Raw genomic sequence first — 20,619 nt, forward strand, 5'->3', positions numbered from 1 at the left:
CTTCGGGAGGAAGGCCGTCGCGCTGGAGCTTCCTTCATTACCGTTTGAGGAGAAGCGGAGACGCGTACAAGCGCTCCGGAACAAGAGGGAGAGACGATGACGAATTTCCGTAAGATCGGCATCCTGGCAGGACTGGCGCTCAGCGTTTCAGTCGCGGCCCTGAATGCCTATGCGTCCGAGCCTACAGTGCCGCCAGCCCCGCCGGCTTTCCCGGCGGAAGGCAAGATCAAATATGTGTCCCGCGACTCCATCCTGGAGTTCAAGGCGCTGCCCGAATATCATGAGCCGGACTGGGTAACGAAGAATTTCGTCGACACCGGCAAGCTGCCGGCGGTCAAGGATCGCCTGCCCAAGGAACCGATGGTCTTCAAGACCGAGAACATGCCTGACGGTCCCGGCGTCTATGGCGACGTGATGCGCCATGTCATCGGCGGCCGGCCGGAAGGCTGGAACTACGGTGCCGGTCAAACGCAGGGCTGGGGTGGCATCGATATCGGCCTCTCCGAATGCCTGACACGCACAGCACCGCTCTTCCAGGTGGAAGCCAAGGATACCGAGCCGTTGCCGAACCTCGCCAAGGGCTGGGAGTGGTCGCAGGATGGTCACAAGCTGACCATGCACCTGATCGAAGGCGCCAAGTGGTCCGACGGCGCGCCCTTCAACGCCGATGACCTCATGTTCTATTGGGAAGACGAAGTCATCGACCCGAACGTTTCGCCGCTCGGCGGCGGTGCATCGCCGGAGGCCTTCGGTGAGGGAACGACGCTCACGAAGATCGACGACTACACAGTCGAATGGACCTTCAAGGAAGCCTTCCCGAAGCAGTACCTCTATACGATGGCCTACCCCAACTTCTGCCCGGGTCCGTCGCATATTCTCAAACTCCAGCACCCGAAATATTCGAAGAACACTTACGACCAGTTCAAGAACGCCTTCCCGCCGGAATTCATGAACATGCCGGTCATGGGCGCCTGGGTGCCGGTCGAGTATCGGCCTGACGATATCATCGTCATGCGCCGCAATCCCTATTACTGGAAGGTCGACGAGAAGGGCAATCAGCTGCCCTATCTCAACGAGCTGCACTACAAGCTCTCGACCTGGGCCGACCGTGACGTGCAGGCTGTAGCCGGTTCTGCCGACTTCTCGAACCTCGAGCAGCCGGAAAACTTCGTTGCCTCGCTGAAGCGTGCCGCCGAAAAGACCGCTCCGGCGCGTCTCGCCTTTGGTCCGCGCCTCATCGGCTATAACCTGCGGATGAACCTGTCGGGCAATGGCTGGGGTGATCCCGACGCCCGCAGTCAGGCGATCCGCGAACTCGACCGCAACGAGGACTTCCGCAAGGCTATAACCATGGCGGTCGACCGCAAGGCAATCGGCGACTCCCTCGTCAAGGGACCGTTCACGGCGATTTATGCAGGGGGCCTTTCCTCCGGCACGAGCTTCTATGATCGCAACTCGACCGTCTACTATCCCTTCGATCTGAAGGGTGCGAAGGCACTGCTCGCCAAGGTCGGCCTGAAGGATACCGACGGCGATGGCTTCGTGAACTTCCCGGCCGGAACAGCTGACGGCAAGAACGTCGAGATCGTGCTTCTCGTCAACAACGACTACACCACCGACAAGAGCCTTGCCGAAGGTGTCGTCGGCCAGATGGAAAAGCTCGGCATCAAGATCATCATCAATGCTCTTGATGGCCCCAAGCGGGACAATGCGCACTATGCCGGCCAGTTCGACTGGCTGATCCAGCGCAACACAACCGAGCTCGCCTCCGTGGTGCAGAACACCGAACAGCTTGCCGCTGTCGGCCCACGTACCAGCTGGCATCACCGCGCCGGCAAGGATAATCAGCTCGACCTCCTGCCTTACGAAAAGGAGCTTGCAGACATCGTCAACAAGTTCCGCACGAGCCAGGACAATGACGAGCGCGTGGCCCTCATGAAGCAGTACCAGAAGACGGCAACCGAACACGTCGATACCGTCGGCCTGACCGAATATCCGGGCGCGCTGATCATCAACAAGCGTTTCTCGAATATTCCCGAGGGCACGCCGATCATGATGTTCAACTGGGCCGAGGACTCCGTCATCCGCGAGCGTGTGTGGGTGGCCGCCGACAAGCAGGGCAAGTACGAACTCTTCCCTCAACAGCTTCCCGGTAAGCCCGGGGACAAGGGTCCGATAAACTAAGAGCTCCCTCCCGAATGACAAGAGCTTCCGGTCGCGAGTGCTGCGCGCGGCCGGTCAGAATCAACAAGCCGGCCGCGCTGAGACGAGCGACTGGCGGCAAGGAGAAGCGAACCGTCCGATGTTACGATTCCTGCTCATGCGCATCGCCTCGGCGATCCCCGTCCTCTTCATCCTGAGCGTGGTGACCTTCGCGATTATCCAGGCGCCCCCCGGAGATTATGCCGATTACATCCGTTCGCAGTTGATCAATCAGGGCGGCGCTTCCTTCGCGCAAGCCGATGCCCAGGCTCAGGCCTATCGTGTCGAACATGGCCTCGATCAGCCGCTGGTCGTCCAGTACGTCAACTGGATCACGGGAATCGTGACCAGAGGCGATTTCGGCTACAGCATGTTCTACAACAAGCCGGTTGCCGACGTTGTCGGCGAGCGCCTGCCGCGCACGCTGGCCCTGGCGCTGGTCTGCCACATTTTCGCGTCGATCCTCGGCATCACTTTCGGCATCTGGGCGGCGACCCGCCAATATAGCTGGATCGACAGCCTGCTCTCCGGCATCTCTTTCCTCGGCATGACGGTGCCGCGCTTTCTGATGGCGCTGATCATCGTCTACCTGCTCGTCTTCCAGTTCAATGTGACGGAAATCGGCAGCTTCTTCTCACCGCAATATGGAGGAGCGCCGTGGTCCTGGGCGAAATTCATGGATCTCGTAAGCCACGTCTGGCCGGTCGTCGCGATCGCCACCTTCGGCGGGCTCGCCTACAACATGCGCGTCATGCGCGGCAATCTGCTCGATACGCTGAACGCCCAATATGTCGAGACCGCGCGTGCCAAGGGGCTTTCGGGCGGCGCGGTCGTCATGCGCCACGCCGTTCCAAACGCGCTCCATCCGCTCGTCATGTATCAGGGTGTCGTGCTTCCCTACATGCTGACCGGCGAGATCGAGACCGCGATCATCTTCGCTCTGCCAACCGTCGGTCCGGCAATCGTCGGCTCCATGGCGATCGGTGACGTCTATGTCACCGCGACTTTCATGCTGGTGCTGTCGGCGACGCTGATCGTCGGCAACATCATCGCCGACATGCTGCTTGCCATGCTCGATCCGCGGGTCCGTCAATATGGAGGAGCCTGATATGTTTGCCTTCGACTCTTCCACACCGCCGCCGCCACACGAGGAAACGGTCAAGAATACCAGCCATGGCAATGAGAGCTACATGGCTCTGGTCTGGCGCCGGCTGCGGCGCTCCTGGACCGGCATGATCGGCCTCATCCTCGTCGGGCTCCTGATCATCATGGCGATCTTTGCCGATTTCTTCGCGCCGATGGATCCGAAGGCGACCGATGTCGGCTTTGCGCCGCCGCAACTCATCAGCATCCACGACAAGGAGGGCAGTCTCGTCTGGCCGCGCGTCTATGCGCTTGCGGATTCCGAAGAGCTCGATCCGGTCACTTTCCAGCCGGTCGTCGGCCTGGATTATGACAATCCGCGTCTGCTCGGCTTCTTCGTGAAGGGTGCTGACTATAATCTACTCGGTCTCATCCCGGCCAATCGCCATTTCTTTGGCACGGTCGATGGCGAGCCCGTGCATTTCCTCGGTACCGACAAGTTCGGCCGAGACGTGCTGTCGCGCGCCATTATCGGCTCACGCATCTCGCTGATGATCGCGCTGACGGTGGTCTTCATCGTGACGGTCGTCGGCACCACTGTCGGGATGGTGTCAGGCTACTATGGCGGTGCCTTCGATGTCTGGGTGCAGCGCTTCGTCGAGCTGGTGCTCGCCTTCCCGCAGCTGCCGCTTTATCTGGCGCTGACATCGCTGATCCCGATCACAGCGCCGACCAACATCTTCCTCGCCTTCGTGATCTTCGTCATGTCGGCGCTTGGCTGGGCGCAGATGTCGCGCGAGGTGCGCGGCAAGACTCTGGCCCTGGCGCGTATCGAATATGTGCGGGCAGCAATGGCCGTTGGTGCCACCGACCGGCGCATCATCTTCCAGCATATCTTCCCGAATGTGATGAGCCACGTGATCGTCGCCGTCACCATCCACATTCCGAGCGTCGTGCTGCTCGAATCCTTCCTCGGCTTCCTCGGCTTTGCCGTGAAGCCGCCGCTGATCTCCTGGGGGCTAATGCTGCAGGATACCGCGAATTATTCCGTCATCGGAACCTATCCCTGGATTCTCTCGCCCGTCGCCTTCGTGCTGGTCACCGTCTTCGCCTTCAATGCTTTGGGCGACGGTCTGCGCGATGCGGTCGATCCCTATTGAGGTGATGAAGATGGCTCTTGCTCTTGTCAGTTCCTTTGCCCCGCCCGTCCGTCACGATCACGACGGCCGCAAGGAAAGCCCTATTATCGATGCGCGCAATATCGGCGTGAATTTCAAGGTCGAGCATGGCACCGTCGAAGCCGTGAAGGATATTTCCTTCCAGCTCTATCGCGGCGAAACGATCGCCATCGTCGGTGAATCCGGCTCCGGCAAATCGGTAACGGCACGCACCGTCATGGGGCTTCTTTCCAAGCGCGCGGTGATCTCGCCGCGATCGAGCGTCGAATATGACGGCAACAATATCCTGAAATTCTCCGAGAAGGCCCGCCGCAGGCTGCGCGGCGACCGCATCTCGATGATCTTCCAGGAGCCGATGAGTTCCCTGAATCCGATCTACACGATCGGTAGCCAGATAGTCGAAGCGATCCGCGTTCACCGCAAGATGAGCCGCAAGCAGGCCAATGCCAAAGCGCTTGAGCTTTTGAAGCAGGTACAGATCCCCGATCCAGAGGCGCGCCTGCTGCAATATCCGCACCAGCTTTCGGGCGGCCAGCGCCAGCGCGTGATGATTGCGATGGCGCTTGCCAATGATCCCGATGTCCTGATTGCCGACGAGCCGACGACGGCACTCGACGTGACCGTCCAGGCGCAGATCCTGAACCTCATTCGTAACCTGCAGACGGAGTTGCGGATGGCGGTGATCCTGATCACCCATGACCTGACCGTCGTGCGCAAGTTCTCCGACTATGTCTATGTGATGCAGCATGGCGAAATGCGTGAGCACAATGTCACCGAGCAGCTCTTCGCCAATCCGCAGCATCCTTATACCAAGCATCTTCTGGGATCCGAGCCGCGCGGGCAGGCCAACCCGTTGCCGGAGGGATCGGACATCATTCTCGACGCCCGTGGCGTGCGCGTCTCCTTCATGCTGCGCCATGGCGGCTTCTTCAGGCCGGAACTGCGCGAACTGGTCGCCGTCGACAGTCTCGATCTGACGCTGCGGCGTCACGAGACGCTGGGCCTTGTCGGTGAATCCGGCTCGGGCAAAACCACCTTCGGCCAGGCTATTCTCAGGCTCAACGACACCGATAATGGCGAGATCTATTTCGACCGGCAGCCGATCCACGGCAAGTCACGGGCGGAAATGCGCCCCTTGCGTTCACGCATGCAGATCGTCTTCCAGGATCCGTTCTCCTCGCTCAATCCGCGCATGACGATCGGCCAGATCATCGAGGAAGGGCTTGTCGTCAACAAGCTTGGTGCCACCAAGAGTGAGCGGCTGGATCGCGTACGCGAAGCGCTGACTGCCGCCGGCATGCCGGGCAATATCCTGTCGCGCTTCCCGCATGAATTTTCAGGTGGCCAGCGCCAGCGCATCGCCATTGCGCGGGCGATCGCACTGGAGCCGGAATTCATCCTGCTCGACGAGCCGACCTCGGCGCTCGATCTGTCCGTCCAGGCGCAGATCATCGAACTCCTGCGCAAGCTGCAGGATGAGCGAGGCCTGAGCTACCTGTTCATTTCGCATGACCTGAAGGTCGTGCGCGCCCTCTGCCACCGTGTCATCGTCATGCAGCACGGCAAGATCATGGAAGAGGGACCCGTCAACGAAGTCCTTTCCAATCCCAAGACACCCTACACCGAACGGCTCGTCAAAGCCGCTTTCGAGGTAGCGTAATTTCAGAATGCCGGAGGTTTATATGGCAAATCCCAGAATAACGTTCATCGGAGCTGGCTCCACCGTTTTCATGAAGAATATCGTCGGCGATATCCTGCAGCGTCCGGCGCTGTCAGGCGCCACGATCGCACTCATGGATATCAATCCGCAGCGACTGGAAGAAAGCGCCATCGTCGTCAACAAGCTGATTTCGACGCTTGGCGTGAAGGCAAAGGCGGAAACCTATTCCGATCAGCGCAAGGCGCTCTCGGGCGCCGATTTCGTCGTCGTCGCCTTCCAGATCGGCGGCTACGAACCCTGTACGGTGACTGACTTCGAAGTGCCGAAGAAATACGGCCTGCGTCAGACGATTGCCGATACGCTCGGCGTCGGCGGCATCATGCGCGGTCTTCGAACCGTGCCGCATCTCTGGAAGATCTGCGAGGACATCCGCGCTGTCTGCCCCAACGCCATCATGCTGCAATATGTAAACCCGATGGCGATCAACACCTGGGCGATTTCCGAAAAATATCCCGATATCAAGCAGGTCGGCCTCTGCCATTCCGTGCAGGGCACGGCGATGGAGCTCGCCCATGACCTCGACATTCCCTATGACGAGATCCGCTACCGCTCGGCCGGCATCAACCACATGGCCTTCTACCTGAAGTTCGAGCATCGCCAGCCTGATGGTTCCTACAGGAACCTCTATCCGGATCTGGTTCGCGCCTATCGCGAAGGCCGCGCGCCGAAGCCCGGCTGGAACCCGCGCTGCCCCAACAAGGTGCGCTACGAGATGCTGACGCGGCTCGGCTATTTCGTCACCGAAAGCTCGGAGCATTTTGCCGAATACACGCCTTACTTCATCAAGGAAGGCCGTGAGGATCTGATCGAGAAATTCGGCATTCCGCTCGACGAATATCCGAAGCGCTGCATCGAGCAGATCGCCCGCTGGAAGGGGCAGGCGGAAGCCTATCGTTCGGCCGACAAGATCGAGGTAAAGGAATCGAAGGAATATGCTTCCTCGATCATCAATTCGGTCTGGACGGGTGAGCCCTCTGTTATCTACGGCAATGTGCGCAACAATGGCTGCATCACGTCGCTGCCGTCCAATTGCGCGGCCGAAGTGCCCTGCCTGGTCGATGCCTCCGGGATCCAGCCGACCTTTATCGGCGACCTGCCGCCGCAGCTGACGGCGCTGATCCGCACCAATATCAATGTCCAGGAACTGACGGTCCAGGCGCTGATGACGGAAAATCCGGAGCATATCTATCATGCCGCGATGATGGACCCGCATACGGCCGCCGAACTTGATCTCGACCAGATCTGGTCGCTGGTGGACGAGCTGCTTGCCGCTCATGGCGACTGGCTGCCCGAATGGGCGCGACCGAACAAGGTCCGCGCGGCCTGAGAGGCCGTAAGGCAATCGGCGCCGGTTTAAAGTCGGCGCCGATCACACCAATCGGTTAGGACAGCCTGCCTTCGTCGTCGATCAAGGTCAGGCGGCAAGGAGCTTTATCGCTCCATTGCCACAGCACGAGATTGAGGTCGTCTGCTCTCGCCGCCGGCGCAAAGCTTCTGACCAGAAGCCCATGATAGCCGTTGGACAGGAGTTCGCGCGCAAGCATTTGCGTCCTTGCTTCGCCCTTGGCCTTCATCTCGTCGCGCCAGCTTGCTGTGGCGAGCGCTGCAGCATCGATACCGAGCTCTTGAAGGGCGGTCGCGTCCCTCGTGTCGAAGATCCGTTCGATATCGGCCTCGTAGGAGACGAGTGTCGTCGGCTGCAGGCTGCCGACCTGATTGGCCTCACGCAGTGCCGTCAGCACAGAGAGCGAGGTATAAATCGCTGGCGTTCCCTTGGGGTTGAAGCGGCCGCCATAAAGTTCTGCGCCCCGGCCGGAGAGCGGCTGGCGTGCATAGATCGGGTTCAGTGCGCGATATAGCTTTCCTTCGTAGCGCATCGGCCGGGATCAGGCGTGGATACCGGCATCAATCGCATCGATATAGTCGAGGACTTCCTCCGCCCGCCCGTCGCGAACGAGCTGCATAGCCGTCTGGCCGGAAAAGCCTGACAGGGGCTCGGAACGATACCAGGCATAGGCCATCAGCGCCGAGCCGAAGCGGGGCTCGACCTTGTTGACGACCTCGATCATCTCGCGCAGGCGTCGTTGCGTCTTGTCAGAGCGCAGGCGGTCCTTGCGCTGGATCGCATCCTTGCCGAGACCTGCCGTGCGGGCAATTTCCTCGCTCGTCGTGCGAAAGGCATCGGCGATCTTGCGCGGGGCAAACAGCCCGTCATCTGCATATTGTGCCAAGCCCATGATCCATCTCCATGCCAGTATTACTGACACTATATAGCGTCAAAATGAGCGGCATTCAATAATCGCGGCGTTTTATCGATGTCGCCGGCCGATCATGTCGGCCGCCTTGGAGCCGATCGCCATGGCTGGCGCGTTCGTGTTGCCCGAGGGAATGAAGGGAATGATCGAACAATCGATCACCCGCAGGCCATCGACCCCCCGAACCTTGAGCGTGCCATCGACCACTGCCATCGGATCGTTATCCGGTCCCATGCGCAGGCTGCCGGAGGGATGATAGTTGGTCTTGACCGTCTGGCCGGCGAATTTCGTGAGTGCCTCCTCATCCTGCAGCGCCTTGCCGGGCAGGATTTCCATGGCGATCTTCGAACGGAAAGGCTCGGTTTCCAGAAGCCGTCGCGCCGTTTTCAGAGACGCCAGGGTGAGGCGCAGGTCATCGGGGTCGCCGAAGAAATTGCAGTCGACGAGCGGCTGCTCGGCCGGGTTTGCGGAGCGCAGCTTTACGCTGCCGCGCGCCTTCGGGCGAAGCAGGCAGGAGGTGAAGGTCACGCCCCAGGTCGGCTTGGCGGAGGAGACATCACGGTCGAGGTAGACGATCGGCGCGCAATAGAGCTGGATCGTCGGCCGCTCACCGCCATCGGGATCGTAGAAGAGGCAGGACTCGATGCCTGTCGTCGTCACCGGCCCGGAATCGAAGAGCAGATACTGAAGCCCGTTGCGGATCATCGGCCAGCCCTTGTCCTCGCCGAAATAGCCTGATTTGTCTTTCGTGGTGGCGATGACGGGAACCTCATGATGATCCTGCAGATTGGCACCGACACCTGGAAGGTCCGCTACCACCTCGATGCCGTGTTCGCGCAGGTGGTCGGCAGGCCCGATGCCCGAGAGCATCAGCAGCTTGGCGCTGTTATAGGTTCCCGACGCGACGAGCACTTCGCGTTCGGCCGTGGTCTCATGCGTCTGGCCAGCCCGCGTATAGGAGACGCCGACGGCGCGACCGTTCCTGATGATCAGGCGATCGACGCGGGCTTCGGTGATGATCTCCAGCCTGCTGTCGCCCGAGAGCGGATCGAGGAAGGCTTTCTTCGCATCCGAGCGTTCCGTGCGCCGGCCCCATTTGGCGAAGGTATGTTGCATGATACCGACGCCATTCTGCCTGACGCCGTTGAAATCGGGATTGTAGGGATGGCCGAGCCCCTGGGCCGCAAGGATGAAATCCTCGGTCGTATCCGAGATATGGCGCGGCTCGGAGACGCGCAGATTGCCGGAAATGCCGTGGAATTCGTTATTGAAACGGCTGTTTGCTTCGATGCCTTTAAAATGCGGCAGCATATCCGTATAGGACCACTCTGCCCCGTTGCCGAGATAGGCGGCCCAACTGTCATAGTCCTCCTTCTGGCCGCGCATATACACCATGGCATTGACCGCGCTGCCGCCACCAAGCGCTTTTGCGACCGGCACGATCGGGCCACGGCCGCCGAGTTGCGGCTGCGCCACCGTGTGGTGCATCTCGAGGAAATCGTCGCGGGCAAGGTATTTCATGTAACCGGCAGGAAAGGACATAAGCCTCGCCGTATCGCGGGGCCCGCGTTCGATGATGAGCACCGAAAATCCAAAATCCCGCACCAGCCGCATAGCTGCAACCGAGGCCGCGGATCCGCCACCAGCAATGATGAAGTCATAGCTCTTGCTCACATTTCCTCCGAACCGGGATGATGGTATCCGCCGACTCGCAATTGACTGACAAAGCGAGTGACAACAATGACATAGATGCCACTGGCGATCGTCAAGGCGCTTTGCGCTCAGCGCTCAAAGAATAGCGCTTCGGCATTCTCGATGAAGATTTTACGGGCAAGCGCGGGGTCGCCGATTGCATCCTGCATTCCATCGATCAGGTCGGCATCATCTGGCATATCGCTCCAGAGTTCGGTGTGCGGCCAATCGCTGCCCCAGAGCAGTTTTTCCGGATGGCTGGCCGCAAGCGCGCGGACCACTTCGGCAAAGCCGGGATAGCCGCGGTCACGCGTCAGCCGATAGGGCGCCGTGAGCTTGATATATCCGCCGACATGATCGGCTAGCCGCTGCAGCGCCGGAAGATGCTGGCGCCATGCGCTGACGGTGAGCGGTATGAAGCCCAGATGATCGATGACGAAGCGGACACCGAGAGGCGGCAACCGCCCGGCGAGATCATCGATCTGGTCCGGATTGATCTGAAACTGCAGCGACCAGCCGAACTCACGGACGGCCGCAGCAAGCTTTTCGGCGGCTGCCAGCGGCAGGCCGCCCTTGTTGCGGGTGTTGATGCGCACACCGCGGACGCCAAGCCCGTCGAGGCGGGCGATCTCTTCGGCACTCGTCTCGGGATCGATGACGACAATGCCACGAAGGCGTTTTGGAAAGGCAGTCAGCGCCTCGGCAAGCACCCGGTTGTCGAGGCCGTAGACGCTCGGCTGCACGAGAATGCCCCTGCCGATACCGAGCCGGTCGGCAAAGGCGATCCAGTCGGCCGTCGTCGCGATCTCTGGCGTATAGCTGCGCGGCGTGTTGAGGGGTGCGTCCGACCGGAAGACATGGAAATGCGTGTCGATCGTGCCCTGAGGCAGTGGCTTGTTCGGAAGACGGGTCAATGGCAGACGTGGCAGGCAGAATGGCGCTTCACTGTCCGGCTGGCTCATTTCCGATCCAGTTCCTCATGCTGGAGGAAGTCGAAATCGACGCCTTCATCGGCCTGCAACACGCGCGTATGGTAGAGTTTCGCATAACCGCGCACGGGCTCAGCAGCCGATATCTCTCCGAGTTCCGCCATCCGCCGGTCGAATTCGGCCTGGTCGATGGAAAGGTCAATGCGTCTCTCCTTGACGTCGAGCCGGATGCGGTCACCCGTTTTGACGATCGCCAAGGGTCCGCCGGCGGCAGCCTCGGGGGCGATGTGGAGTACGATGGTCCCGAAGGCGGTACCGCTCATGCGGGCATCGGAGATCCGCACCATGTCCTTGACGCCTTGCCGGGCGAGCTTGCGCGGGATCGGCAGGTATCCGGCTTCGGGCATGCCGGGCGCGCCCTTCGGACCGGCATTGCGCAGAACAAGAATATCGTCGGCACTGACGTCAAGGTCGTCGCTGTCGATCCGCAGGGTCATGTCCTCGACGGAATCGAACAAGACCGCTCGCCCCTCGTGTTGCAGCAGATCCTTCGATGCGGCAGATTGTTTGATGACTGCGCCGCGAGGCGCGAGATTGCCATGGAGTACGGCAATGGTGCCGATCGGCTTCAGCGGCTTTTCGACGGTACGAATGATTGTCTGCCCAGGCTCGTCGGGGGCGGCGTCGATCACCTCGCCAATGGTCTTTCCGTAGACCGTCTGCTGGCTGCCGTCGATCTCGTGACGAACGGCTTTCAGCAGCGTCTGCACACCGCCGGCCTCGTGGAACTGTTCCATATAGTGCTGGCCGGAAGGCTGCAGATCGACGAGAAGTGGTATGACCTTGCCCAGCCTGTCGAGCTCGGCCATGTCGAGGCGAATGCCCAGCCGCCCGGTAATGGCGGCAAGGTGGACGACGGCATTGGTCGAGCCGCCCATCGCCTGCAGGGCGACAAGACCGTTGCGGATGGCCGCTGGGGTCAGGATATCGCGGACAGTCGGCGCGTCCGGGTTGGCTGCAAGCGCGGCGGCGACGCGGCCCGTCTCTTCGGCAAGCCGTACCCGCTCGGATTCGGCCGCGGGTGCCGACCCCGCCCGCGGCAGGCAGAGACCCATCACCTCGGTCAGGTTGGCCATGGTGCTCGCCGTTCCCATGACCGTGCAGGTGCCGATCGAGCTTGCGAGCTTGTTATTGACATCGGTAATCTCCGCCTCGTCGATTTCGCCTGCGCGGAAGCGGCCCCAGAAACGGCGGCAATCGGTGCAGGCGCCGAGCCTTTCGCCCTTGTGATGGCCGACGGCCATCGGCCCTGTCGGCAGGAAGATTGCCGGGATCTCGCTGCTGGCGGCGGCCATGATCTGCGCCGGCAGGGTCTTGTCGCAGCCGCCGATCAGGATCACTGCATCCATCGGCTGAGCGCGGATCATCTCCTCGGTTTCCATCGCCATCAGATTGCGCAAATACATCGAGGTCGGCGAGGCAAAGCTCTCGTGGATGGAAATTGTCGGGAAGACCATCGGCATGGCGCCGGCCAGCATGACGCCGCGCTTGGCCGCTTCGATCAGCTGCGGGACATTGCCGTGGCAGGGGTTGAAATCGCTGTAGGTATTGGCAATCCCCACGATCGGGCGATCGAGGGCATCGTCCGAATAGCCCATCGCCTTGATAAAGGCCTTTCGGAGGAAAAGGGAAAAACCCTGATCGCCGTAACTCGTCAGCTTGCGACGAAGACCGCTCGACATTGTTCCTCCCTCGTCCCTTAAATTGATCTCAAGCCTAGTGGGATATGCAGGATTGTCAATAAATAAGATATGGCGACACGCATGCGAATTGGCTTGGTCGGCGATTTTTATAAAGAAAACTCAATATAATTCACGATATTTTCCGTTTTTTATCTGCATTACGCATTGGCTTTCCGGCCGGCGGCGCTTAGATTATCGATAAAATAGGGTGCGGTGATTTATGGAAGAGATCAGGCGAAGGCGTGTAGGGATTATTGGCGCCGGCTGGGTGAGTGAATATCATCTGCCGGCATGGGCAAAACAGTCGGCGCGCGCCGAGATCGTCGCGATCGCCGATCCCTCCACCGAGGCGCGCGAGGCCAAAAGCCAGCACTTTGGCATTCCACGCGCTTACGCGACTGCCGAGGCGATGCTGGCGAATGAAGCGCTCGATGCGGTCGATATCTGCGCGCCGCGCGAGGCCCATGTTGCGCTTGTGCGGCTTGCCGCGGCAAGGGGCCTCGATATCATCTGCCAGAAGCCGCTCGCGCCCAACTACGATCAGGCCGCTGCTCTCGTCGCCGGTTTGCCGCCGTCGATCCGGTTGATGGTGCATGAAAACTGGCGGTTTCGCGCTTACTATCGCCGGCTGAAGGCATGGCTGGAGGAGGGCATCGCGGGCGCCGTCAGGCAGGTCCAATTCGAATTCCTGTCGAGTGGGATGATTGCAGACGGTGAGGGCAGAAGGCCGGCGCTCGTCCGCCAGCCGTTTTTCCGCACACAGGAACGCCTTCTTGTCATGGAGGTGATGATCCATCACCTGGATACGCTGCGCTACCTGTTCGGCGAGATGGAGGTTGTTGCCGCACATCTCGAGCGCAGCAATGACGACATTGTCGCCGAAGATGTTGCGTCCGTCGTCCTGCGCCGTCTGGACGACGGGGTGATGGTCACTGTAAACGCCAATCTCGCGGTGTATGGCGCTCCGCCGGCGCCGCGTGACCATCTGCGGGTTTTTGGTACACAGGCGACGCTGGAACTGGACGGCATCAGTCTTTCGGCGAAGGGGCAAATCCAGCGCCTGGAGGAATTTGATGCGGATGCGGTCTATCAGGGCGCCTATGATGCAACGATCGCGCATTTCCTCGACGGGCTGGAGGGGCGTGCGGCGATGGAGACTGTTCCCGACGATAACATGAAGACGCTGGCGCTGGTTGAAGATATCTATCGGCTGAGCCGGTTCGACGCTCGAGGCAAACCGCGATAAGATGGCCAGCCGCCGGAGGATTATGGATGCAGATGCTTGACGATATCAGTGAAGGCGAGATCGAACACGACGACCTGAGCATCGCGCGCGCCCTTGAGGAAGACATCATCTTCGGACGGCTGGCGCCAGGCACGCGGCTGACCGAAGACACGCTGCTGGCGCGCTTCCATGTCACCCGCCATTTCGCCCGCCAGGCGATTGTCCAATTGGAGGCGATGGGCATTGTCGTGCGCGAGCGCAATAAGGGTGCCACTGTCCGTTCGCTGACCCCTCGACAGGTGCAGGAGATCTATGACGTGCGCGAGCTGCTGCAGCGGCAGGCCGCGCTCTGGATTCCATTGCCGGCACCCGACGAGCTGATCGCTGAACTGACGGTCCTGCATGAAGAGCACGGCCGGCATGTGGAATCCGGCTATCTGCGCGGCGTGCACGAGACGAACGACCGGTTCCACCTGACGCTCTTCGGGGCCTGTGGCAATTCCCATCTCGTCCAGTCGATCGAACTCTATATGCGCCTCAGCCTGCCGGTGCGCGCCAATTCCATGTCCAGCAAGGAATCGCTGCAGATCTCACACGAACATCATCGGCTGATGATCGAGATGCTGAAAGGCAGGGACAACTGGGTCCTGGCGCAGCTCTGTGTCGATCACCTGCAGCCGAGCAAGAAGCGCTACCTGGCCTATGTAAGCGAAAACTGAGGTCCTAGATGGATTGGCCGGCAATCATATCGGCTGCCGCCGTTGGCGTGCGATCGCCTTCCCCCAGCAAAGCCGAAACCTCGGCACGCTGCGGTGCGCCGAGCCGCCCGCCAAAGGTGCTGCATTTCAACGCTGCGGCGGCAGAGGCCATCCGGATGGCCGCATTTGTCGTCAATCCCTCCGTGACCGCCAACGCATAGGCGCCATGGAAAATATCCCCGGCCGCCAGTGTGTCGACCGTCTTGACCCGAAATGCAGGCACATGTGCGACGTCAGCTGTTTCTTCGTTCCACCAATAGCTGCCGCGCTCCCCGGCGGTGACCACGATCAAGGCCTGCGGATATTGCGTCTTGAGATGCGGTACCATGCCGGCCGGATCGTCGATCTGCGAAAGGCTACCGGCTGCCGGCTCTGAAAAGATGATGTGGTCGGCATGTTTCGCCAGCATGTCGATGATGCGAGGCGCAGCGACATCGCCATCCAGGATTGCGGGCTTTCCGGCTGCCCTTGCTGCTTGCAGGACCTTCAGGGCAAGAGCGGGCCAGCGCACATCCACCATGACGGCATTGAACGCCGCGAGATCGTCGGCCGTGACCTCCCTAACGTGTTCGTGCAGTCGCGGATCGTAGAAGGGAACGATCAGCCTTTCGCCATCGTCGTCGATGAGGATCGTCGAAACGGCCGAACGGGCGCCGGCAACCCGGGCGCTGCCGCCGACATCAATTCCCGCTTGTTCGAGCTCTGACAGGATCTGCTGGCCGGCCGGATCGTCGCCGACGGCGCCCCACAGGCTTGCAAGACCACCGAGGCGCACGATCGCATAGGCCGCACTGGAAGCCATGCCCTCGGCCACTTGCAGCATTTCATAGGGCAGAACCTTACCCGGCGTCTGCGGGATCGTGCGGACACGAAACAGTGTATCGAGCACGGCAGCACCGACGCAGAGCACGTGGCGCGGCTTGCTGCCCGCATCGGAGAAGGTCGGGGTCAAATGCGTCGGCCAGTTGACTTGTCGAAGAGATGGACACTTGCCGGATCGATCGCGATCGAAACTGTGTCGCCGTACGCGATTGCCAGCCGTTCACGGAAGAGGCAGGAAATCTGTTCGCCATTGCAATCCAGCTTGGCGAAGATTTCCGATCCCGTTCCCTCGACGATTTCGGCACGGCCGCCAATGCCGCCTTGGCTGGCGCGAATATGTTCGGGACGGATACCGTAGACGAGCTGACCAGCGGGTGGTGCGCTCTTGATGTTTTCCGGCAGTGGCAAGATGAGGCCCATTTCGGTGCGGAAGACACCTTCTTCAATCCTGCCGTCGATGAAATTCATCGAGGGCGAGCCGATAAAGCCGGCGACGAAAAGATTGGCGGGGCGGTCATAGAGTTCCAGGGGAGCGCCGACCTGCTCGATGACGCCATCATGCAGAACAACGATCTTGTCAGCCATCGTCATCGCCTCGATCTGGTCGTGGGTGACATAGATCGTCGTCGTCTTGATACGCTGATGCAGCGATTTGATTTCGGCGCGCATCTGCACGCGCAACTTCGCATCGAGATTGGAAAGCGGCTCGTCGAACAAGAAGACTTGCGGATCGCGCACCAATGCGCGGCCCATGGCGACACGCTGACGCTGGCCCCCTGAGAGCTGTTTGGGATAACGGTCGAGCAGCTTTTCAAGGCCAAGGATGTTAGCCGCCTTAGTGACCCGTTCGGAAATCTCCGACGTATCAGCCTTTTTCAGCTTCAGAGCAAAGCCCATATTGTCGGCGACGCTCATATGCGGATAGAGCGCATAGTTCTGGAAGACCATTGCGATATCGCGGTCGCGGGCCCTCAGGTTGCTGACGTCACGAGCACCGATCCGGATTTCGCCGTCGCTCATTTCCTCCAGGCCGGCAATCATGCGCAGCAGGGTGGATTTGCCGCAGCCGGACGGACCGACGAGCACAACGAATTCTCCGTCGGCGATATCAACGCTGATGTCCCTGATGACATTGACGGCACCAAAGCGTTTCTGGACGTTTCGAATATTCACATTTGCCATGTTGATGGTCCTATGAATGCCTGGGTCAGCCGCCCTTGACGGCACCAGCCGTCAGGCCCGCAACGATCTGCTTTTGCGCAAACATGGTGAGTACCAGCACGGGCAGGGTTACGATGAGTGCGGCTGCAGCAAGCGGCCCCCAACTGACCTGCTCGAACGAGAGCATGTTATAGACGGCCACAGGCAGGGTTCTGGTCTCGCGGCTGGCAAGCACGATGCCGAAGACGAAGTTGTTCCAGGAGAAGATGACCGAGAGGATGAAAGCCACGACGATGCCGGGCTTGGCGATCGGCAGCGCCACCAGACGGAAGACCTGCCAGGAGGTCGCACCGTCGATGCTGGCCGCCTCTTCAAGCTCCATCGGCGTCGTTTCGAAATAGCCGATCATGATCCAGACGACGATCGGCACCGTTACCACCAGATGGATGATGATCTGCGGCCAGAGCGTGCCGAGAAGGTTCAGCCACTGGAACAGCAGGAACAGCGGAATGAGGAAGGACAGGCCTGGCGTCATGCGGGCGATCATGATGACCATGGCGGAACGCTCCGCCTTGAGCCGCGCGATGCCGTAGCCGGCGGGTACGCCGATCAGCAGCGCGAGCAAGGTTGCGCCGCCGGTTACGAGGATCGAATTCCAGAAATAGAGGAAGAAATTATTCTCCTCGAAGACCTTCATGTAATTCGACCAGGCGAAACGCTCGGGAATGAAGATCGGCGGATAGGCGCCGTTGTCGATTTCATATTTCAGCGACAGCGAAATCATCCAGAGGAAGAAGAGGATGACCGGGGAGACCATGACGAGGGCGACAAACAGCAGCCCGATACGATCGATCGTCTTGCGTTTCATCAGCGTGTCTCCGTGTCGGACCAGTTGGCGCGCTGCCGGATCATCATCAGGACGAAGGAAAGCGCGACAATCATGATGAAGAAGACGACCGCCATCGCCGACCCGTAGCCGATGTCATAGTAGGAGAAGGCCGTATTATAGAGATAGATGTTGATCGTCTCCGATGCGGTGCCTGGCCCGCCCTGTGTCATCGCATAGATGATATCGAAGCTCTTGACAGCATCGATGCTTCTGATCATCACGCCGATCATCAGGAAGGGTGCGATCATCGGCAGGGTCAGGTAGCGGAACTTCTGCCAGGCGTTGGCGCCGTCGATTTCGGCACTCTCATAGGGTTCGCGCGGAACGGCCGCCAGGCCCCCGAGAACGATCAGCATGATCAGCGGTGTCCATTGCCAGGTCTCGACCAGCACGAGCGAGGGAATGACGCTGTTCTGGTTGTAGATCCATTCCTGCGGCCCGATGCCCACGAGCGACAGCAGGTAATTGAGCACGCCGAGCTGCGGATGGAACATCATCGTCCAGACGAGCGCTATGGCGACCGGTGTCGCCATCATCGGCATGACGAAAACGCCCCGCAGCAATCCGCGGAACGGAAACTGTGCGTCGAAAATCAGGGCGGCGAGCGTGCCCAGGATGAGAGGGGCGACGACGGCAAGCAGCGTGTAGAGCGCCGTGTGCCAAAGCGATTCCCAGAAGCGCATGTCCACCAGCAGCCGGGTGTAATTGTCCAGACCGGCAAAAACCACCGGCTGGCCCAAGGTCCAGCTGTTCACGCTCATCCAGAGCGTAAACACCCAAGGAAACACGATGACCGCGGCGATGACGAGCAGCGCCGGGACAACGAAGGGCCAGTAGTTCGGAGCAAGCCGACCTGGCTTGCTCCTCCCGTTTGCGACGCTATTCGATCGCGTGGTGTCCATGCTCACGGATGCCATTATCCCTCGCTTCGGGCCAGTACCGGTTCGAACTGCGCCGTGGCGCTCTTCAGTTCCGCTGCCGGATCGGCGCCGCCGATCATGTTGGTCAAGCCGACGCCATAGATGTCGCGGAACTCGGTGACCGGAATGATGACCGGCAGCGCGAGCTGCGAGACCTTTGCCGAGCCCGCAACGGCATCGACCCAGGTGCTCGGCATGGTGACGCCCTCGCGAACCTTGGCGTCTTCGAGAATCGAATTGCGGAAGGGAACGCCGGCACCCGCCTGCAGAAGGCGCGCGCCCATGTCGTGGGAAATGACCCACTGGCAGAAGAGATAGGCCGCTTCCTTATTCTTGCTGGCGGCGGTGACGCCGATGCCGTCACCGGTCGTTGCGGCCGCCTGTGCCTTTGGTCCCTTCGGCATGATGCCGTAGCCGACCTTGCCGACGACGCGGGACTTTTCCGGATTCTCGATCGGCGGCGCGAAGCCGACGCCATCGAGCCACATGCCGACCTTGCCCTGCAGGAAGGCAGACTGTGCCTCCGCCCAGTTGAAGCCGGATACGCCAACAGGCGCAGACTTCGTCATCAGACGCTGATACATCTTGGCCGCCTCGACGGCTTCGTCAGAGGTGGTGCGCAGCTTTCCATCCGGGCCGAGCGGCGTCGAGCCATAGCCGAGCAGCAGGGTGGTCCAAACCGGAACGTTGGCATTCTTGAGGCCACGAGCCACGAAGCCGTAGGTATTGGAGGACTTATCGGTCAGGGCTTCAGCGGCACTAGCCATCTCATCGAATGTCGACGGATAGGACAGGCCCTTCTTCTCGAACAGTTCCTTGTTCCAGTAGACGATCCAGTAGTCCACCGAGAAGGGAAGCGAGCGCAGCACGCCTTGCGAGTCCTTGGCAAACTGCAGGCCGGCTTCTGCAAAGTCGCTTTCGACCAGAGATGGGTCGGTCAGCGACGGATCCTTGATGAAGCCGCTGATGTCGGCAAGCCAGCCGCCCTTTTCGAACTGGCGCTTCTGGACGTGATAGCTGAGGTGCACGACGTCGAAGCTGGGCTTGCCGGAGCTGAGTTCGATCGTCGTCTTCTGGCGCTGCTGCTGCTCCGGTGTTGCCTCGGCATTGACCTTGATGCCGGTCAGCGCTTCGAACTCGCTCAGATATTTGAGGATCGTCTCGCTACGCGGGCTCTTGACGAGATTGACCTCGAGCGTCGTTCCGGCAAAGCGCTTCCAGTCGACGGCCGCCGAAGCAGGCCTGATGCCGAGAAGCCCGGCAGCGCCGACGGCTGCTGAACCGGCCAGAAAGTTTCGGCGCGTCGGACGAATGAATGATGATGACATGCTGCTCTCCTCCTCTTGTGTGGCCTGCGATCTCCTCACCGCAGGCGTCAGTCTAAATTCTCAGCGCGCGACTTCGCGCGTGATTGATATGTGCGGCAAGCGCATCGATCGCCCCTTGCGCATTCCTTTGCTCAATGGCCTCCAGTACGCGAAGATGCTCACCCATGACGGGGCCGACGCGCCCGTCGATGCGGAAGCGTTCCTGGCTGATCAGGCGCATCTTGATGGAGTTGACGCGGTAGGCGTTGGAAATGATCGTGTTGCCTAGCGCATCGATGAAGGCGTCATGCATGCCCCAGTCGACAGCCTGGGCATGGATCTCCAGTTCATGGGAATGATTGCCGGCCTCGATTGCCGCGACGATCTCACGATGCTGATTCAGGAGTGCCGCGATCGCCGCGTCGCTTGCCGTCTCTGTGAAGATCCCGACGGCTTCCTTTTCGAGAAAAAGCCGGAGCTGGAAGGCTTCGCGAATGAGGTTCAGGTCGATATGGGCAATCTGAAGCCCGCGCTGCGGCACCGTCTTGATCAGGCCCTCGGCTTCTAGCCGCGGTATAAGTTCGCGAATAGCTCCGAGCGTCAGGCCGGTCAGTTCGACAAGCCTGCGCTGCGAGACGAATTGCCCGGGACGGACGTCACGCGCCAGCAGATGCCTGGTAAAGCTTTCATAAGCTTTCTCTCTCAGCGTCGGCTGCTCGTCCGCTCCATCCATCGG

The 20,619-nt window shown here is 60.5% G+C and carries 18 protein-coding genes; 7 read left to right on the top strand and 11 right to left on the bottom strand.

What is annotated here, in order from left to right:
- Positions 1 to 96: 96 nt before the first annotated feature.
- The 5 genes from AC1DF8_RS09760 to melA all read left to right on the top strand — a co-directional run bounded on the left by AC1DF8_RS09760 (position 97) and on the right by melA (position 7,510).
- Positions 97 to 2,184 carry an ABC transporter substrate-binding protein gene (locus AC1DF8_RS09760; protein ID WP_112546382.1) on the top strand — a complete coding sequence of 696 codons (2,088 nt, stop codon included), beginning with the start codon at positions 97 to 99 and terminating at the stop codon, positions 2,182 to 2,184.
- Positions 2,185 to 2,302: 118 nt separating this feature from the next.
- On the top strand, positions 2,303 to 3,310 hold the full coding sequence (locus AC1DF8_RS09765) for an ABC transporter permease (RefSeq protein WP_112546383.1): 1,008 nt from the start codon (positions 2,303 to 2,305) through the stop codon (positions 3,308 to 3,310).
- A 1-nt stretch (position 3,311) separates the two neighbouring features.
- Positions 3,312 to 4,445: an ABC transporter permease gene (locus AC1DF8_RS09770; protein WP_112546384.1), complete on the top strand. Its 1,134-nt coding sequence runs from the start codon at positions 3,312 to 3,314 to the stop codon at positions 4,443 to 4,445.
- Positions 4,446 to 4,455: 10 nt separating this feature from the next.
- Entirely contained in the window at positions 4,456 to 6,123 is a 1,668-nt protein-coding gene (locus AC1DF8_RS09775; RefSeq protein WP_478153199.1) for an ABC transporter ATP-binding protein, read from the top strand.
- 22 nt (positions 6,124 to 6,145) lie between these two features.
- Entirely contained in the window at positions 6,146 to 7,510 is a 1,365-nt protein-coding gene (gene melA / locus AC1DF8_RS09780; RefSeq protein WP_113213097.1) for an alpha-glucosidase/alpha-galactosidase, read from the top strand.
- A gap of 55 nt (positions 7,511 to 7,565) precedes the next feature.
- Here melA and AC1DF8_RS09785 read toward each other — a convergent pair whose 3' ends face one another.
- From AC1DF8_RS09785 to AC1DF8_RS09805, 5 genes are all read right to left on the bottom strand, one after another.
- Positions 7,566 to 8,060, bottom strand: a complete 495-nt coding sequence (locus AC1DF8_RS09785; RefSeq protein WP_478153202.1) for an RES family NAD+ phosphorylase — start codon at positions 8,058 to 8,060, stop codon at positions 7,566 to 7,568.
- Between the two features lie 9 nt (positions 8,061 to 8,069).
- Positions 8,070 to 8,420 (bottom strand): MbcA/ParS/Xre antitoxin family protein, encoded by a 351-nt coding sequence (locus tag AC1DF8_RS09790; RefSeq protein WP_112546387.1) that lies wholly within the window; start codon positions 8,418 to 8,420, stop codon positions 8,070 to 8,072.
- 72 nt (positions 8,421 to 8,492) lie between these two features.
- Positions 8,493 to 10,112 carry a GMC family oxidoreductase gene (locus AC1DF8_RS09795; RefSeq protein ID WP_478153204.1) on the bottom strand — a complete coding sequence of 540 codons (1,620 nt, stop codon included), beginning with the start codon at positions 10,110 to 10,112 and terminating at the stop codon, positions 8,493 to 8,495.
- Between the two features lie 107 nt (positions 10,113 to 10,219).
- A complete protein-coding gene (locus AC1DF8_RS09800; RefSeq protein ID WP_478153206.1) occupies positions 10,220 to 11,092 on the bottom strand; it encodes an amidohydrolase family protein in 873 nt (290 codons plus the stop codon).
- On the bottom strand, positions 11,089 to 12,801 hold the full coding sequence (locus AC1DF8_RS09805) for an IlvD/Edd family dehydratase (protein ID WP_478153208.1): 1,713 nt from the start codon (positions 12,799 to 12,801) through the stop codon (positions 11,089 to 11,091). The genes AC1DF8_RS09800 and AC1DF8_RS09805 overlap by 4 nt, the downstream gene beginning before the upstream one ends.
- A 220-nt stretch (positions 12,802 to 13,021) precedes the next feature.
- Between AC1DF8_RS09805 and AC1DF8_RS09810 the strand changes: the two genes are divergently transcribed.
- Both AC1DF8_RS09810 and AC1DF8_RS09815 read left to right on the top strand, forming a co-directional pair.
- A complete protein-coding gene (locus tag AC1DF8_RS09810; protein ID WP_478153210.1) occupies positions 13,022 to 14,047 on the top strand; it encodes a Gfo/Idh/MocA family protein in 1,026 nt (341 codons plus the stop codon).
- Positions 14,048 to 14,079: 32 nt separating this feature from the next.
- Entirely contained in the window at positions 14,080 to 14,745 is a 666-nt protein-coding gene (locus AC1DF8_RS09815) for a GntR family transcriptional regulator (protein WP_478153708.1), read from the top strand.
- A gap of 4 nt (positions 14,746 to 14,749) precedes the next feature.
- On the opposite strand, the gene AC1DF8_RS09820 is transcribed toward AC1DF8_RS09815, so the two are convergent.
- The 6 genes from AC1DF8_RS09820 to AC1DF8_RS09845 are packed head-to-tail and all read right to left on the bottom strand — an operon-like array spanning position 14,750 to position 20,616.
- A complete protein-coding gene (locus AC1DF8_RS09820) occupies positions 14,750 to 15,736 on the bottom strand; it encodes a PfkB family carbohydrate kinase (RefSeq protein ID WP_478153212.1) in 987 nt (328 codons plus the stop codon).
- Positions 15,733 to 16,788 carry an ABC transporter ATP-binding protein gene (locus AC1DF8_RS09825; protein ID WP_112971770.1) on the bottom strand — a complete coding sequence of 352 codons (1,056 nt, stop codon included), beginning with the start codon at positions 16,786 to 16,788 and terminating at the stop codon, positions 15,733 to 15,735. The genes AC1DF8_RS09820 and AC1DF8_RS09825 overlap by 4 nt, the downstream gene beginning before the upstream one ends.
- A gap of 25 nt (positions 16,789 to 16,813) precedes the next feature.
- Entirely contained in the window at positions 16,814 to 17,635 is an 822-nt protein-coding gene (locus tag AC1DF8_RS09830) for a carbohydrate ABC transporter permease (protein WP_007816916.1), read from the bottom strand.
- Complete coding sequence (locus tag AC1DF8_RS09835) at positions 17,635 to 18,573, bottom strand: carbohydrate ABC transporter permease (RefSeq protein WP_478153215.1); 939 nt, start codon at positions 18,571 to 18,573, stop codon at positions 17,635 to 17,637. The genes AC1DF8_RS09830 and AC1DF8_RS09835 overlap by 1 nt, the downstream gene beginning before the upstream one ends.
- On the bottom strand, positions 18,573 to 19,904 hold the full coding sequence (locus AC1DF8_RS09840; RefSeq protein WP_112546397.1) for an ABC transporter substrate-binding protein: 1,332 nt from the start codon (positions 19,902 to 19,904) through the stop codon (positions 18,573 to 18,575). The genes AC1DF8_RS09835 and AC1DF8_RS09840 overlap by 1 nt, the downstream gene beginning before the upstream one ends.
- Before the next feature lie 52 nt (positions 19,905 to 19,956).
- A complete protein-coding gene (locus tag AC1DF8_RS09845) occupies positions 19,957 to 20,616 on the bottom strand; it encodes a GntR family transcriptional regulator (protein WP_112546398.1) in 660 nt (219 codons plus the stop codon).
- Between the last annotated feature and the right edge of the window lie 3 nt (positions 20,617 to 20,619).

Source organism: Rhizobium sp. 05N49, from assembly GCF_056396805.1.

What these genes read in the sequence shown, in the direction of transcription:
- AC1DF8_RS09805 (WP_478153208.1), bottom strand. Translation starts at nt 12,801, where the DNA reads ATGTCGAGCGGTCTTCGTCGCAAGCTGACGAGTTACGGCGATCAGGGT.
- AC1DF8_RS09830 (WP_007816916.1), bottom strand. Translation starts at nt 17,635, where the DNA reads ATGAAACGCAAGACGATCGATCGTATCGGGCTGCTGTTTGTCGCCCTC.
- AC1DF8_RS09815 (WP_478153708.1), top strand. Translation starts at nt 14,080, where the DNA reads ATGCTTGACGATATCAGTGAAGGCGAGATCGAACACGACGACCTGAGC.
- AC1DF8_RS09825 (WP_112971770.1), bottom strand. Translation starts at nt 16,788, where the DNA reads ATGGCAAATGTGAATATTCGAAACGTCCAGAAACGCTTTGGTGCCGTC.
- melA (WP_113213097.1), top strand. Translation starts at nt 6,146, where the DNA reads ATGGCAAATCCCAGAATAACGTTCATCGGAGCTGGCTCCACCGTTTTC.
- AC1DF8_RS09845 (WP_112546398.1), bottom strand. Translation starts at nt 20,616, where the DNA reads ATGGATGGAGCGGACGAGCAGCCGACGCTGAGAGAGAAAGCTTATGAA.
- AC1DF8_RS09790 (WP_112546387.1), bottom strand. Translation starts at nt 8,420, where the DNA reads ATGGGCTTGGCACAATATGCAGATGACGGGCTGTTTGCCCCGCGCAAG.
- AC1DF8_RS09760 (WP_112546382.1), top strand. Translation starts at nt 97, where the DNA reads ATGACGAATTTCCGTAAGATCGGCATCCTGGCAGGACTGGCGCTCAGC.
- AC1DF8_RS09800 (WP_478153206.1), bottom strand. Translation starts at nt 11,092, where the DNA reads ATGAGCCAGCCGGACAGTGAAGCGCCATTCTGCCTGCCACGTCTGCCA.
- AC1DF8_RS09835 (WP_478153215.1), bottom strand. Translation starts at nt 18,573, where the DNA reads ATGGCATCCGTGAGCATGGACACCACGCGATCGAATAGCGTCGCAAAC.
- AC1DF8_RS09770 (WP_112546384.1), top strand. Translation starts at nt 3,312, where the DNA reads ATGTTTGCCTTCGACTCTTCCACACCGCCGCCGCCACACGAGGAAACG.
- AC1DF8_RS09840 (WP_112546397.1), bottom strand. Translation starts at nt 19,904, where the DNA reads ATGTCATCATCATTCATTCGTCCGACGCGCCGAAACTTTCTGGCCGGT.
- AC1DF8_RS09810 (WP_478153210.1), top strand. Translation starts at nt 13,022, where the DNA reads ATGGAAGAGATCAGGCGAAGGCGTGTAGGGATTATTGGCGCCGGCTGG.
- AC1DF8_RS09785 (WP_478153202.1), bottom strand. Translation starts at nt 8,060, where the DNA reads ATGCGCTACGAAGGAAAGCTATATCGCGCACTGAACCCGATCTATGCA.
- AC1DF8_RS09765 (WP_112546383.1), top strand. Translation starts at nt 2,303, where the DNA reads ATGTTACGATTCCTGCTCATGCGCATCGCCTCGGCGATCCCCGTCCTC.
- AC1DF8_RS09775 (WP_478153199.1), top strand. Translation starts at nt 4,456, where the DNA reads ATGGCTCTTGCTCTTGTCAGTTCCTTTGCCCCGCCCGTCCGTCACGAT.